The sequence below is a fragment of the Mediterraneibacter sp. 210702-DFI.5.30 genome (assembly GCF_020560115.1).
GTDB lineage: Bacteria > Bacillota > Clostridia > Lachnospirales > Lachnospiraceae > Mediterraneibacter > Mediterraneibacter faecis.
On record NZ_JAJCME010000016.1, the window covers coordinates 1 to 15,062 of the forward strand.

The following is a 15,062-nucleotide window of genomic DNA, read 5'->3' on the forward strand; positions in this document are numbered from 1 at the left end:
GTTCATGAGATAGTCAAACGTAAAAGAAAAGGAAGCGACGCCGTAGGCGGCATTTACTTTTCTTACGCCATTATCGAATGAACAGCCTGTGTAACAGGCGGTAGAGCGCGGTTAGCGCGGGTTCATGAGATAGTCAAACGTAAAAGAAAAGGAAGCGACGCCGTAGGCGGCATTTTAAAATGGAGGAAAAACCATGAAATATATTTCATTTGCAATTCCATGTTATAACTCAGAGGCATATATGGAAAAGGCAATCAATTCTATTCTTGTTGGGGGCGAGGATGTTGAGATCATTGTAGTGAATGACGGTTCAAAAGACGGAACTCAGGAAATCGCAGAGCGATATCAGGAAAAATATCCGACGATCGTAAAAGCAGTTGCGAAACCGAACGGTGGACACGGAGATGCAGTGAACTGTGGACTGGAGCATGCGACAGGAAAGTATTTTAAGGTTGTAGACAGTGATGACTGGGTAGACGAGGAAGCATTGCTGAAGGTCCTTGATACGATCAAAGGATTTGTAAAAGATGAGTCTGAAGTAGATATGGTCATTGCGAACTATGTATATGAGAAGGTTGGCATGACGCATAAGAAAGTCATTCGTTACGATAACGTTCTTCCGGAGAATCAGATTTTTAAATGGGAGGATATCGGACATTTCCGTCTGGATCAGTATATCTTGATGCATTCTGTAATTTACCGTACAGAGATGCTTAAGCTTTGTCAGCTGGAATTACCGAAGCATACATTTTATGTAGATAATATTTATGTATATTATCCGTTGCCACATGTACGTACACTTTATTACATGAATGTAGATCTTTACAGATATTTCATCGGACGTGAGGATCAGTCAGTCAATGAGAAGGTGATGATCAGCAGAATCGACCAGCAGCTTTTCGTAACGAAGAAAATGATCTCCATGTATGAGCTTCGTCTGATCGGAAGCAAGAAGCTGAGAAAATATATGGTGAATTATCTGGCAATCATGATGACCGTTTCTTCTATTTTATGCATTCGCTCTAAGAAGAAAGAGAATTTCGAGAAGAAGAAAGAACTGTGGGCTTATCTGAAGAAAAAAGACTATAGGACTTATATGAAGATCCGTTATGGAATTCTTGGACAGACGATGAATCTTCCGGGAAGATCAGGAAGAAGAGTGTCTTCACTTGCGTATACGGTTGCGAGAAGACTTATCGGATTTAACTAAATAAGAACAGTTACAAAAATTCTATGAATATTTGGGACAGGTGAATTAATAAACCAGTCATGACATATACTGATTTGGATGAATTTAGCTTTTAGAAAAGAGTAGAAGATTTGAAGAAAGGAAGTATATGACATGGCTGTTTTATTTTCAGAAAGCAAGACAAAACAAAATCTGATGCGTGCGTTCGCAGGAGAGGGACAGGCGCGAAACCGTTATACATTTGCGGCGGAGCAGGCACGAAAAGAAGGGAAACCTGCAGTTGCAGACATTTTCCTATACACAGCAGATCAGGAGCGGGCACATGCGGGAAGATACTATGAATTGCTAAAAGAAGCATCAGGAACGAATATCTTTATTGATGGGAGTTATCCGGTAGATGAGACGAAGACTCTGGTTCAGCTGTTGCGTGCGTCAGAACATAATGAGCAGGAAGAGGCGGAAGCTGTGTATCCGGCATTTGCAGATGTAGCGAAACAGGAAGGATTCTTTGAGGTAGCAGCAACATTTCAGCAGATTGCAGAGATAGAAGCAGCACATAGCCAAAGATTCCGTAAGATTGCAGACAGCCTGGAGAATAACACGTTTTATATGTGCGAAAATACGGATGGAACCAAAAAATGGATCTGTACAAATTGCGGTCACATCCACGAAGGAAAAGAAGCACCTGCATTGTGTCCGGTATGCAAGCACCCACAGGGATATTTTCTTCCTGTTTTTCTTGATTTGCACATTGGATTTTAGGCAATGAGGCATTTCAGAAGTTTTTGAAAAAACGGGCAGATTTATAAATGAAGAGGAACAGCAGGTGGCACGTGTATTGCCAATGGGCTTGTTCCTCTTTTATTATCTATATATTATGAAAGTTCCCTGTCCTTCCCAATAAAGAAAAGTGCAATCGTATCCGGTCCGACATGGCTTCCGGTACAGAAATCATAAGAAGTATTTATAAAATCACGCACTTTGATTTTCTGTTGGATCTTGTCCATGATGTAAAGCGAATCTTCATATGCATCTGCGTGTGCAATCCCGAGAATCTGCTTTTCTGGCTCTACAATGTTGTCACAGACCAGATTGACCAGTTCGTTCAGTGCGGATTTTCGTCCGCGACAGTTCTTGTAAAAAACGATATAGCCATCTTTGTTTCCACGTAAGATTGGTTTGATCTTAAGAACATTTCCGATGGTGGCAACGCTTCCTTTGATTCTTCCGGTGCGGGAAAGATATTTTAAATCCCCGACAGTGAAGACTCCGTTCATTTTTCCAACATAATATTCCAGAGTATCAGCGACCTCATCCACAGACATTCCTTTGGCACGCATCTCGCTTGCATAGACGGCAAGGATTCCCTGGGCAAGTGAGGCATTGAGAGAGTCGACCAGACGAATCTTGTGTTTATCTCCGAATTCATCTAACAGCTCTTCCGAAGCTAATCTTGCGGAATTGTAAGTACCACTGATATTTTTACTCAGTGAGAAATATAATACATCCTGGTCTGCTTCGAGTGCGCTTCGAAATGCTTCCTCAAAGGCAGCAGTGCTGATCAGTCCGGTTTTGATTTCGCAGCCCCTGCTCATGGCCTGATAGTATTCGGTTCCTTTCTGACGTTCTTCCTCTGGTGAAAGCTCCGGGTCAAAACAGGTAATCTCTTTGCCGTCAACAAGATTGACGAAAGAAATCACGTGAATATCGTATTGTTTTGCAGTTACAGCCGGCAGATTGGCTGCCGAGTCAACAAAAATCTGAAACATAGTATCTTTATCCTTTTATCCCTGTTTATTTTTGCAGTAAAAAATCTTAGAGCAATAATATAAATTCTAACACTGAATGCAAAGGAATGCAATTAAGAGAAAATAAAATCGATTTGCCTTAGTCTAGTAATAAAATTATAAAATTTTAGAACTAATAATAGAATCTATAAAAGTTAATAGAATGCAAAAAACAATAAAATTCATATAGTTTTTACATTGCGATGCAAAAACTATTGAATATTATTGCTTTTTACATTATCATAGGTGAGACGATGTGGAAAATCAATACTATTGGAGATTTATCAGGATTATCTAAAACAGCATGGCGTGGACGAAGAGCAGATTATTGCAATTAATTTGAAGATCTTGATTATGAGGAACTGACAGAATATAAGTAACTACAGCGACTATATGTAGTCGCTGAAATAAATACCGTAGTTTCGAGGCTTTCAGCCCAGTGACCACGAGTTTTGAGAGGAGAAAAGAACTTTATGAAAAGAGGAAAAAAGATTCTGGCGCTCTTTCTGATCATTACAATGCTTCTTCCATTTGTAATGAATATTCCGGCAGAAGCGGCAGAAAAAAGCAAACAGTTAGATGTATTGTTTACGCATGACACACACTCTCATTTAAACAGCTTTTCAACAATTGTAGATGGAGAACAGAAAGAAATCGGCGGATTTGCGAAGCTAAAGACTCTGATTGACGAGAAGAAGAAAGAGAATCCGGATACACTGATACTGGACGGCGGTGATTTTTCAATGGGAACGCTGATCCAGACAGTTTATGATACCGAAGCAGCGGAACTTAGGATGCTGGGATATCTCGGATGTGATGTGTCAACTTTTGGAAATCATGAATTTGATTATCGTTCCAAGGGACTGGCAGACATGCTGACAGCGGCGAAGGATTCCGGCGAGACGTTACCGAGTCTTGTTGTGTGCAATGTTGATTGGGACAGCATGGAAATGAACGGATTAAGTGAAGGGCAAAAACAGATCCAGTCAGCATTTGAAAACTATGGCGTAAAGGATTATGTGGTTGTTGAGAAAGGTGATGTAAAAATCGCCGTAGTGGGCGTGTTTGGAGTAGATGCCCTGAAATGTGCACCAACCTGTGAATTATTATTTAAAGATCCGGTTGAGTCAGTTAAGAAAACGGTAGAAGAGATCAAAAAGAATGAAACGGTAGATATGATTGCCTGTGTGTCTCACAGCGGAACCTGGGAGGACGAGAAAAAATCAGAAGATGAGATCCTTGCAAAGGAAGTACCGGATCTTGATCTGATCATCAGCGGACATACACATACCGAGTTAAAAGAGCCTATTCAGCACGGAAATACCTACATTGTATCCTGTGGAGAATACGCAAGAAATCTTGGATCACTTTCCATGACACAGAAACAGGATGGTCGTTGGGAGATGACTTCCTACGAGTTGATTCCGGTATCTGAAGATATTGAGCCGGATCAGGCGACACAAGAGCGGATCGATGCGCTGATGGATACAGTAGATACTAATTACCTGACGAATTTCGGATATACAAGAGATGAAGTTCTTGCCGAGAATGATGTCGAATTCAACAGTCTCGGAGAAATGGAGACGAAGCATGAAGAACTGAATCTTGGAGATATTATGTCTGATTCGTATATCTATTCTGTAGAGCATTCAGAAGACTATAATGGAACGCCGGTGGATGTAGCTGTTGTTCCAAGCGGCTGTGTGCGCGACACATATACGAAAGGAAATATCACTGTAGAAGATGTATATAATTCATTTTCACTTGGAATAGGAAAAGACGGACTGGCAGGATATCCGCTGATTGATGTTTATCTGACTGGTAAAGAATTGAAACTGGCAGCAGAAGTAGACGCTTCGGTTTCCGATTTTATGACAACTGCAAGATTATATTGCAGCGGGCTGAATTTCACATTCAATCCGCATCGAATGATCTTGAATAAAGTAACAGACTGTTATCTGACAAGAGAAGATGGAGAACGAATCGAGATCCAGGATGACCAGTTATACCGAGTTGTGACGGATCTTTATACCGGACAGATGCTTGGCTCTGTAATGGAAATGTCTTATGGTCTGTTGAAGATCGAGCCGAAGGATAAGGATGGTAATCCGATCGAGAATCTGGAAGATCAGGCAATCATGGAAGGCGATAAGGAGCTGAAAGCGTGGGATGCGATCGCAAGATATATGAAGTCTTTTGATGATACAGATGGCAACGGCATTTCAAATGTGCCGGAGTATTATGAGACGACACATGGACGTAAAGTTGTAGATGAAAGCAGAAATGTGATCGATCTCGTGAAGAATCCGAATAAGTTTTCAGTGATGATCATTGGTATCGTTCTGGTTCTTATTCTGATCATTATTCTGTTGGTAGTATTGATTCGAAAGTTAATCAAGAAGAGACGAAGAAAGAAAAAATAGAAGATTGAATTTATAGAAGCAGCGGCTGAAAATGGAAGTTTCGGCCGCTGCTTTTCTTAAAGCAAAACATTAATTCAGTCTTTTGATAAAAGATAATGGTGTCATGTGATATTTGGCTTTAAAGGCTCTGTGAAAATAAGAAAGATTATGAAAGCCAACGGAGAGTGAGACTTCCAGGATGGATGATTCTCCATGTTCAAATAATTCTACTGCTTTTTCGAGCCGGACATTATTAATATATTGGATGCAGGTCATGTTCATATGCTTTTTGAAAAAACGCATAAAATGATATTCACTGAAATAGCAAAGCTCTGCGAGTTCAGAAATTGTGAGAGGCTCGGCATAGTGGAGATCGATATAATCGAGTACATTTTTCAGCTTATCTGAAGAAGCAGAAATAGTTGCAGACTCCGTGGTGCTATATTGAAGTAGGAGAAACAGTGCCTGCAATAGGACTGATTTCAGGGCAATTTCATATCCAAATGTTTGTTCCGTATAGAGTGAAGCCATTTTTATAAAGCATTCATGAAGAGAATGATGTGCAGGGTGTGTGGATGAAATATGATAAGGCAAGGTCAATTCATGATTTATCATAGGTGTAAGATAACGGGTGGAGCATATATCTGTTGCATTTCCCCCTAAAAAGTTAACATGAAACACATAGGTTTCTGAGCAGAAATCATCAGTTCTATTCAGGCGGATTGAATGTAAAAGCAGTGGTGGAATGAATAACAGATCACCTTCATTTACTTCATAGTCAACTAAATCAATTTGATAAATACAGGAACCTTTTGTTATCAAAGTGAGTTCCGCTTCTTCGTGCCAGTGAGTCATAATGACCGGGGAATTTAAGTTAAGTTTTGTAATATATTTTTGGATCGGAAAGAATACTTCTCCATGTTTTGTATTTTCTTTTTGCTCTAATATGAGTGAATGTGGAACGTTCATACGGGTCCCCTCCTAAAATAGCAGTATTGTGTTATACAATGAAAAAATAATGCAAGAATTCATGCGAATATAATCATATAATAGCAGTATAATACAGGCGATGGGATCTGGCAATACGAAAGCTTATGGGATCGTGACGCCATATTATGTGAAAGATAAAATGATGTGAAAGAGGTTGATAATATGGAAAAAAAGTGGTGGCATGACAAGGTAGCATATCAGATATATCCGAAGAGTTTTCTTGATACAAATGGAGATGGAATCGGAGATTTGAGAGGTATCATATCGAAACTGGATTATTTAAAAAAGCTTGGAATTGATATTATATGGTTATCACCGATCTATAAATCACCATTTGTGGATCAGGGGTATGACATTGCAGATTATTATGCAATCGCAGAAGAATTTGGAACGATGGAAGAATTTGATGAATTGCTGGCGGAAGCGAAAAAGCGAGACATGCATATTATCATGGATCTGGTAATTAATCATTGTTCTGACAAACATGAATGGTTTCAGAAAGCATTAGCGGATCCGGAAGGAGAATATGCGGATTACTTCTATTTCCGAGAAGGAAAGAATGGAAATCCGCCGAGTAATTATCGTTCTTATTTTGGCGGAAGCTGCTGGGAACCGGTGCCGGGAACTGATAAATACTATTTTCATATGTTCGCAAAGGAACAGCCGGATCTGAACTGGGAGAATCCGAAATTAAGACAGAAACTCTATGATATGATCAACTGGTGGCTGGAAAAGGGACTTTCCGGTTTTCGAATCGATGCGATCATTAATATCAAGAAAGATCTGAAATTTCCTGATTTTGAACCGGATGGGGCAGATGGCATGGCCGGCTGCTGGAAAATGGTTGAAAGTGTAGATGGTGTCGGAGAACTTCTGGAAGACTTAAAGAAAAATACATTCCAAAAATACGATGCATTTACAGTGGGAGAGGTCTTCAATATGAAAGCGGATGAATTACCGGAATTTATTGGAGAAAACGGACATTTCTCAACAATATTTGACTTTAGTGCACATTGTCTCAGTGATGGAGAACATGGATGGTATGATGCTCCGAAGATGGAATTTCCTAAATGGAGAAAAGCAATCTTCCAGTCTCAGGTGGAAACACAGAAGTATGGATTTAAAGCAAATATTATAGAGAATCATGACGAACCGAGAGGTGTGTCAAGATTTCTTCCGGCTTATGCCCAGACACCGGCGGGAACGAAGATGCTTGGTACGGTTAATCTTCTTCTCAGAGGAATTCCTTTCATTTATCAGGGACAGGAAATAGGCATGAAAAATGCGAAGTGGAACAGCATTGACGAATTCGATGATATCAGTACAAAAGACCAGTATCAGATTGCCCGTGGAGCTGGATTATCTGACCGGGAAGCAATGGAAGCTTGTAATCGGATGAGCCGTGACAATGCGAGAACACCAATGCAATGGACAAGCGGGGAGAATGCCGGGTTTACAAAAGGAACGGCATGGTTAAAGATAAATCCTGATTACAAAGAGATCAATGTCGAAGATCAGGAAAACAATCCGGATTCTGTTCTGAATTATTATCGAAAGTTAGTAGCACTGCGCAAATCAGATGAATTTAAAAATGTATTTACTTATGGAGAATTCATTCCGGAATATGAAGAAATGGATGATATCCTGGCATTTTATAGAACAAACGCAGCGACAAGTATTCTTGTCGTGGCTAATTTCGGAACAGACGCAGCAAGCATTGAATTGAAGGGGAATGTGAAAAGAGTATTAATGTCGAACCAGAAGAACGAGACAGTAGATTATACAAAGAACAGGCTGAATCTGAAAAGCTGTGAGGTGGTTGTCTTAGAGATGAAAATGGAATAATCTGCTAAATTACTTCATAAAACATAGAAATAAGAGATGAAGTAAGGTGCAGCCTTCGTGAGTCAGAAAATAGAAAATCAATTGAATCTTGCATTAAGTATCACAGAAGAAGAACGTCAGAAAAGCGAGAGTCTGGATATCGGATATGATCTGGAAGAAAAAGAATGGGAATTGATCGTGAAGTATTCCGGGACGTTAGAGCGAGTAAGAACACGAGCTGTTTATGTGACGGAACTGACAGGTGGATATGCCATTATCCAAATAAAAGAAAGTCAGATAAAAGAACTGGCAGCATTTCCAGAAGTAGAATTTATAGAAAAACCGAAAAGTTTATATTTTCAAGTAGAGAATGGAAGGCGTGTGTCCTGTATTGATGAAGTACAGGCTGCGTCTTCTTTTTCTTCGATTGGGCAAGAAGGGGTAGAGGATAATCAGCAGAAAAAACAGTCATTTCCACTGCTGGGAAAGGACGTATTGATCGGAATTGTAGACAGTGGGATTGATTATGAAAATCCCGATTTTAGAAATGCAGATGGAATGACAAGAATTCTTGCTTTATGGGATCAGACGTTACAAAACGGTAAACCGCCGCAAGGATATCATATCGGAACAGAGTTCACTTCAGAACAGATAAATGAAGCACTACGCATGGAAGTCAGGGAAGAAAGGTATCGCATAGTACCAAGTCGTGATACCAGTGGACATGGAACAGCAGTAGCCGGGATTGCGGCTGGAAATGGAAGGGGTAGTAAGAATGGAAAATATCGGGGAGCTGCACCCGAAGCAGGACTGCTGATTGTAAAGATGGGGGGAGCAGGGGAAACAGGATTCCCAAGAACTACCCAGCTGATGCGAGGTGTGGATTATATCGTACGAAAAGCGGAAGAGTTAAAAAAGCCGGTGACAATCAATATCAGTTTTGGGAATACATATGGTTCCCATGATGGAACAAGTCTTTTGGAAAGATATTTGAATACAGTATCTGAACGTTGGAAGAATGTGATTTGTGTAGGAAGTGGAAATGAAGGAACGACTGCGGGACATGCGGCAGGTGAATATAGAAAAGGAATGATGACAGAAGTTCAACTTGCAGTACAGCAGAGGGAGAAGTCATTCAGTCTGCAAATTTGGAAATCCTATGTCGATGAAGTCACAATTACAATTGTCGATCCATCCGGAAATCATTCCGGCAGACTGGAAGAAAAAGAAGGAACACAAAGAATACAGATTGGTGAAACAGAACTCCTGGTTTACTATGGAGAGCCAAAACCATATAGTATTCGTCAGGAAATTTATATTAGTTTTCTACCACGAAATGAATTTGTCACAGCCGGAGTGTGGAAAATACAGATGATGCCAGGACAGGTTGTGGATAAGTTGTGGCAAATGTGGCTTCCGGTACAGAATGCACTTAATATCGGTACTGCATTTTTAAAGCCAGACAGTTCCACAACACTTACGATACCTTCTACTGCATCTCTTGTTATTACTGTGGCAGCGTATAATGCATTGACCTTTTCTTATGCAGACTTCTCCGGACGAGGACCGACACAGATATATGAGGGGGAAAATGCAAACAAACCTGATCTGGCCGCTCCGGGTGTGAGGATAATGGCTCCGGTAGCAGGTGGAGGATATGCAGAGTTCACAGGAACTTCATTTGCAACGCCATTCGTTACAGGAAGCGCGGCACTTTTGATGGAGTGGGGGATTGTGAAAGGAAATGATCCGTATCTGTATGGAGAGAAAGTGAAAGCATATTTGCGGAGAGGGGCGAGACAGATTCCCGGGTATGAGAGGTGGCCGAATGGAAAGTTGGGGTATGGGAGGTTGTGTATTGTTCAAAGCATCCCTGGTATGTGAAAGTTAAATGTATTCATCTGAAATATTTACAATCTGTGATTTTCGAAGAAGAATACCTTTTGTAATATTCACAAATTTCTTCAAAATACAATAAAACTTTTCAAAATTAACTTTAAGCTCTTGATAATAGATGGTTATTTTGAACTTAAATTAATATATTGAAAAATATCTAAAATTTGCGCGTATTTACTCATTTTAAATTCATAAAGATATTGTTGCTTAAGTGTGCTTGTGTTAAAATAAAAACAAAAGCTAATTCAGGTTTGAAAAAGAACAGAACAAAGGGGGCATGACATCATGAAAAGAAAAAAGTAATTACTTTGATTGTCGCTGCATTGGCATTTACCATGACTGGCTGTGGCCAGTTCAACCGCAATTTCAGTATCGGAATTAACAGCGGAAAGCAAACCGGCTACCCAGTATACGATTGATGCAAATTAGGAAGTTTATGCATTGCTGGATTTTGAAGATACTGCGGAGTTTGAGAATGCGACCAAATATGGGCTGGTATGACGCTAATCCTGTCCATCTTGCTGAACTTACACCGTCGGATTATGCCCAAAAGCTGGTAGAATATTTCGGTGATACAGATGCTGTTCAGAAAAACGCAGAGAATGTTGCTGCTTTGATCGAACAGGAGGGTGATGAGACCTGCCTGACACGATTGATGGATGCGGTTACTGTTACGTCAGAGTATAAATATTTTAATATTATTGAACCATAAAGTTTTGGAGCGGAAGCAGGAGGATATGAATATGAAAAGATTTGCAGCATCTGTTGACAGTGAGACAGATGAAAATATATGGGAGACAGTGGAAGATGCTTATGTTTATGCATTTCCGCTGGTGCTCATGGATGCAACTGAGACCTCGGCAACGAACACAGAGGAAGTTGTTACCAAAAAAGCACCTGTAAATCAGTTTATACACAGTGTTGCACTGGCAGATGCACAATTCAGGACTGTGGTGACTCCTAATGTGGATACGATCTATTCACAGGTCTGGTATGATCTGAGCGAGGAGCCGATGGTCTATGAACTTCCAAAAACAGATCGTTTTTGTAAGGTTCAGGTACTGGATGGATGGACAAATACTGCTGCGGTTCTTGATAAGGCTGGTGCATATGCAATTACTCTTTCTACGTGGGAAGGGAAACTGCCTGAGGGAGTTACCCGTATAGATGTTCCTACATCTATGGCATGGTCCATTACCAGAATCGTTTTATCAGGAGAAGAGGATCTTCCAAATGTGTATGCCATCCAAGGAAAAATGAAACTTATGCCGCTTTCCGATTATATATCCGGAGACACTTATGAACCTCCGAGGGGAAGCTACAGCGAAGAGAATGATTATATTCCTGTTGATAAGGTCCTTTCCATGGATCCGATCACATTTTTTAATAAGGCCAATGAGTTGATGGTAAAGAATTCTCCGACAGCTGCAGATAAGGAAATGCTTGAAAAAATAGCAGCTGTGAATATAGGTCCTGGTATGGAATTTGACATTTCTGTTCTTACCGGTGATGTTGCAGAAAACTGGAAGACAATGCTGACAGAAATTCAGCTAAAGCTTATCAAAGAGGGACAGAAATTCTCAAAAAAGCTTGGTCAGTGGGATTATTTTGGTGAACCGATCGGAGATTTCAATACAGAATACGCTTATCGTGCACTGGTAGCTCTTGCAGGGCTTGGTGCTAATACAGTTGAAGTTGCGCTGTATCCAAAGATAGAGCAGGATGCGGATGAAAATACTCTCACAGGAGAAAAATCATATATTCTTCATTTCGAAAGCTATCCGCAGGTTCTTGAAGGGGGATTCTGGTCTGTGACTGCATATGGGGACGGTGATTTTCTGATCGATAATCCTATTAATCGTTACTGCATAAATGACCGTTCCGGTTTACAGGCAAATGATGATGGTTCCGTTGATGTTATTCTGTCTGAAGATGCCCCACAGAACACCATAAACTGGCTTCCTGTGGGCGCTGGAGGTTTCCATCTGTTTATGCGTATCTATACGCCTGATATGGACGCCCTGGAAACGTGGATGGCACCGACCATTACAGAGATTTATCCATCACATGTGAACTAAATATTTTCACATTGTACAGAAAGAGGATTGATTCTTCTGAAAAGTGTGCTAGAATAAAGAAAAGACGAATATTAGATACCAGAGATTTGAGCAAGGTAGATGAAACGACAGGCAGTCGTTTTATTTGCCTTGCTTTTTTTGTGTGATAAAGGAGAGGAATGGATATGTTTGATGTTGTTATTATTGGTGCAGGAGTGACAGGCAGCGCGATTGCCAGAGAGGTTTCCAGATATAAGTTGAATACGTGTGTGATTGAAAAGGAAGAGGATGTCTGTAATGAGACATCCAAGGCAAACAGTGCGATCATCCATGCGGGATTTGATGCAGTTCCGGGAACGATGAAGGCAAAGTTAAATGTGATGGGAAATGCGATGATGGACAGAATCGCAGAAGAGCTTGACATTCCATTTAAGAGAAACGGCTCTTTGGTTGTATGTACGAAAGAGCAGGATCCGGAAGGACTTCAGGTTTTAATGGAGAGAGGTAAGAAAAATGGAGTTCCTGGACTTCAGATTTTAGACAGAGAGACTCTGATTGAGAAAGAGCCGAACCTGGCAGATGATGTGACATGTGTACTGTGGGCTCCAACCGGAGGAATCGTTTGTCCATTCCATATGACAATGGGATATGCGGAAAATGCATACGAGAACGGTGTTCGTTTTTTCCTGAATACAAAAGTTGAAAAACTGGAAAAGACAGGAGAAGGATTTAGCGTTCAGGTTCATCACGCAGATACCGGTGTTGATGAGACAATCGAGACAAAACTTATTATTAATGCAGCAGGAGTTTATGCTGATGAGATCAATAATCAGCTTTCAGACAGAAAGCTTCATATCACAGCCCGTAAAGGGGAATACATGCTTTTGGATAAGACAGTTGGAGATTATGTGAAGAGTACAATCTTCCAGCTTCCGTCGAAAATGGGAAAGGGAGTACTGGTCACACCGACAGTTCACGGCAATCTGCTTGTAGGTCCTACAGCAGTAAATGTAGAAGATAAAGGTGCTGTAAACACGACAATGGATGGTCTGGATCAGATCGCAAGAGTTTCCTCTCATAGCGTTAAGAATGTTCCGCTTCGTCAGGTGATTACTTCTTTTGCAGGTCTTCGTGCACACGAGGATGGAGATGACTTTGTAATTGGTGAATCAGCGGATGTAAAAGGACTGATCAATGCAGCAGGCATTGAATCTCCGGGACTTTCTTCAGCACCGGCAATCGGTGTTACGGTTGCAGAACTTGTAAGAGACCTTTTGAATGCAGAAGAAAAGTCTGATTTTAATCCGGTGAGACATGGGATTTTAGATCCGGATACGCTTTCTCTGGAAGAGAGAAATCAGCTGATCAAAGAAAACCCGGCTTATGGAAATATTATCTGCCGCTGTGAGATGATCACAGAAGGAGAAATCCTGGATGCAATTCACCGTCCACTCGGCGCACGTTCTCTGGATGGCGTGAAGCGCAGGACAAGAGCAGGCATGGGGCGTTGCCAGTCAGGATTCTGTTCCCCGAAGGTTATGGAGATTCTGGAAAGAGAAGTTCCGATGCCGGTTGATAAGATTGGCAAAAATGGCGTTGGATCGGAATTTATCGTAGGTGAAAATAAAGAACTGGAGGATGAGTAAAATGAAAACATATGATTTAATCATAATCGGCGGTGGTCCTGCAGGACTTGCGGCAGCAGTCGCAGCGAAAGATAGCGGAATAGATAATATATTGATTTTAGAAAGAGATAAAAGTCTCGGAGGCATTTTGCAGCAGTGTATTCATAATGGATTCGGTCTGCATACATTTAAAGAAGAACTGACAGGACCTGAGTACGCAGCACGTTTTATTGAGCAGGTAGAAGAACGTGGTATTGAATATAAATTAAATACAATGGTCATGGACATTTCACAGGAAAAGGTAGTAACAGCTACAAATCGCGAGGATGGAATTCTGCTTCTTCAGGCAAATGCAATTATCCTGGCGATGGGATGCAGAGAGCGTTCTAGAGGAGCACTGAATATTCCGGGGTATCGTCCGGCTGGAATTTATTCTGCCGGAACGGCACAGCATCTTGTAAATATGGAAGGGCTTATGCCGGGAAAAGAAGTTGTGATTCTTGGATCCGGAGATATCGGTCTGATCATGGCGAGACGTATGACACTTGAAGGGGCGAAGGTTAAGGTAGTTGCAGAGCTGATGCCTTATTCCGGTGGATTGAAGAGAAATATCGTACAGTGTCTGGATGACTTTGAGATTCCGCTGAAGCTGAGTCATACAGTGATCGATATAGAAGGAAAGCATCGCGTGGAAGCTGTTACGATTGCAGAAGTCGGACCGGACCGCAAGCCGATTCCAGGAACAGAGGAAAGATATACTTGTGATACTTTGCTTCTTTCCTGCGGACTCCTTCCGGAAAATGAGCTTTCAAAAAGCGCAGGAGTAGAACTTTCACAGGTTACTTCAGGTCCGGTCGTAAATGATTCACTGGAAACAAGTGTGGACGGCATCTTCGCATGTGGAAATGTATTGCATGTGCATGATCTTGTGGATTTTGTATCTCAGGAGGCAGCGACAGCAGGAAAGAACGCAGCCACTTATATAAAGGCAGGAGAAAAGGACGTGCAGGCAGAAATACTTCCGATTTCTCCGGAAGGCGGAGTGCGTTATACTGTACCATCCTTTGTAAGACCTTCCGAAATGGAAGAAAATCTGACCGTTCGTTTCCGTGTCGGAGATGTATTTAAGAATAAGTCGATTGCAGTGTATTTTGACGATCAGCTGATCAGCAAGAAGAAACGTCAGGTGATGGCACCGGGTGAGATGGAGCAGGTAATCCTGAAGAAAAAGAAACTGGAAGAATACCCGGAGACAAAGAAGATTACGATTCGGATCGAGGAGGCATAAGAAA

The 15,062-nt window shown here is 41.2% G+C and carries 11 protein-coding genes; 9 read left to right on the forward strand and 2 right to left on the reverse strand.

Features of this window, described 5'->3' with window-relative positions; translation table 11 throughout:
- Positions 1–193 precede the first annotated feature (193 nt).
- Positions 194–1,210: a glycosyltransferase family 2 protein gene (locus LI126_RS13150; protein WP_215640567.1), complete on the forward strand. Its 1,017-nt coding sequence runs from the start codon at positions 194–196 to the stop codon at positions 1,208–1,210.
- 132 nt (positions 1,211–1,342) lie between these two features.
- The gene (gene rbr, locus LI126_RS13155; protein ID WP_227165536.1) at positions 1,343–1,951 is read left to right on the forward strand and encodes a rubrerythrin; all 609 of its coding nucleotides are present in this window, start codon (positions 1,343–1,345) and stop codon (positions 1,949–1,951) included.
- A 113-nt stretch (positions 1,952–2,064) separates the two neighbouring features.
- Here rbr and LI126_RS13160 read toward each other — a convergent pair whose 3' ends face one another.
- Complete coding sequence (locus tag LI126_RS13160; RefSeq protein ID WP_227165537.1) at positions 2,065–2,958, reverse strand: DegV family protein; 894 nt, start codon at positions 2,956–2,958, stop codon at positions 2,065–2,067.
- A 491-nt stretch (positions 2,959–3,449) separates the two neighbouring features.
- Between LI126_RS13160 and LI126_RS13165 the strand changes: the two genes are divergently transcribed.
- Entirely contained in the window at positions 3,450–5,399 is a 1,950-nt protein-coding gene (locus tag LI126_RS13165) for a bifunctional metallophosphatase/5'-nucleotidase (protein ID WP_227165538.1), read from the forward strand.
- A gap of 69 nt (positions 5,400–5,468) precedes the next feature.
- Here the strand turns inward: LI126_RS13165 and LI126_RS13170 are convergent, their stop codons facing one another.
- Positions 5,469–6,347: an AraC family transcriptional regulator gene (locus LI126_RS13170; RefSeq protein WP_227165539.1), complete on the reverse strand. Its 879-nt coding sequence runs from the start codon at positions 6,345–6,347 to the stop codon at positions 5,469–5,471.
- A 183-nt stretch (positions 6,348–6,530) separates the two neighbouring features.
- Here LI126_RS13170 and LI126_RS13175 point away from each other — a divergent pair, with 183 nt between their 5' ends.
- The 6 genes from LI126_RS13175 to LI126_RS13200 all read left to right on the forward strand — a co-directional run bounded on the left by LI126_RS13175 (position 6,531) and on the right by LI126_RS13200 (position 15,058).
- Positions 6,531–8,213: a glycoside hydrolase family 13 protein gene (locus tag LI126_RS13175; protein ID WP_227165540.1), complete on the forward strand. Its 1,683-nt coding sequence runs from the start codon at positions 6,531–6,533 to the stop codon at positions 8,211–8,213.
- A 57-nt stretch (positions 8,214–8,270) separates the two neighbouring features.
- Positions 8,271–10,076 (forward strand): S8 family peptidase, encoded by a 1,806-nt coding sequence (locus LI126_RS13180; RefSeq protein ID WP_227165541.1) that lies wholly within the window; start codon positions 8,271–8,273, stop codon positions 10,074–10,076.
- Positions 10,077–10,563: 487 nt separating this feature from the next.
- Positions 10,564–10,800, forward strand: a complete 237-nt coding sequence (locus tag LI126_RS13185) for an alkyl sulfatase dimerization domain-containing protein (protein WP_226862372.1) — start codon at positions 10,564–10,566, stop codon at positions 10,798–10,800.
- A 31-nt stretch (positions 10,801–10,831) separates the two neighbouring features.
- The gene (locus LI126_RS13190) at positions 10,832–12,166 is read left to right on the forward strand and encodes a DUF1254 domain-containing protein (protein ID WP_227165542.1); all 1,335 of its coding nucleotides are present in this window, start codon (positions 10,832–10,834) and stop codon (positions 12,164–12,166) included.
- 164 nt (positions 12,167–12,330) lie between these two features.
- Positions 12,331–13,791, forward strand: a complete 1,461-nt coding sequence (locus tag LI126_RS13195; protein ID WP_227165543.1) for an NAD(P)/FAD-dependent oxidoreductase — start codon at positions 12,331–12,333, stop codon at positions 13,789–13,791.
- Position 13,792: 1 nt separating this feature from the next.
- Positions 13,793–15,058: an NAD(P)/FAD-dependent oxidoreductase gene (locus LI126_RS13200; RefSeq protein WP_227165544.1), complete on the forward strand. Its 1,266-nt coding sequence runs from the start codon at positions 13,793–13,795 to the stop codon at positions 15,056–15,058.
- The last annotated feature ends 4 nt before the right edge of the window (positions 15,059–15,062 follow it).

What these genes read in the sequence shown, in the direction of transcription:
- LI126_RS13150 (WP_215640567.1), top strand. Translation starts at nt 194, where the DNA reads ATGAAATATATTTCATTTGCAATTCCATGTTATAACTCAGAGGCATAT.
- rbr (WP_227165536.1), top strand. Translation starts at nt 1,343, where the DNA reads ATGGCTGTTTTATTTTCAGAAAGCAAGACAAAACAAAATCTGATGCGT.
- LI126_RS13160 (WP_227165537.1), bottom strand. Translation starts at nt 2,958, where the DNA reads ATGTTTCAGATTTTTGTTGACTCGGCAGCCAATCTGCCGGCTGTAACT.
- LI126_RS13165 (WP_227165538.1), top strand. Translation starts at nt 3,450, where the DNA reads ATGAAAAGAGGAAAAAAGATTCTGGCGCTCTTTCTGATCATTACAATG.
- LI126_RS13170 (WP_227165539.1), bottom strand. Translation starts at nt 6,347, where the DNA reads ATGAACGTTCCACATTCACTCATATTAGAGCAAAAAGAAAATACAAAA.
- LI126_RS13175 (WP_227165540.1), top strand. Translation starts at nt 6,531, where the DNA reads ATGGAAAAAAAGTGGTGGCATGACAAGGTAGCATATCAGATATATCCG.
- LI126_RS13185 (WP_226862372.1), top strand. Translation starts at nt 10,564, where the DNA reads ATGCGACCAAATATGGGCTGGTATGACGCTAATCCTGTCCATCTTGCT.
- LI126_RS13190 (WP_227165542.1), top strand. Translation starts at nt 10,832, where the DNA reads ATGAAAAGATTTGCAGCATCTGTTGACAGTGAGACAGATGAAAATATA.
- LI126_RS13195 (WP_227165543.1), top strand. Translation starts at nt 12,331, where the DNA reads ATGTTTGATGTTGTTATTATTGGTGCAGGAGTGACAGGCAGCGCGATT.
- LI126_RS13200 (WP_227165544.1), top strand. Translation starts at nt 13,793, where the DNA reads ATGAAAACATATGATTTAATCATAATCGGCGGTGGTCCTGCAGGACTT.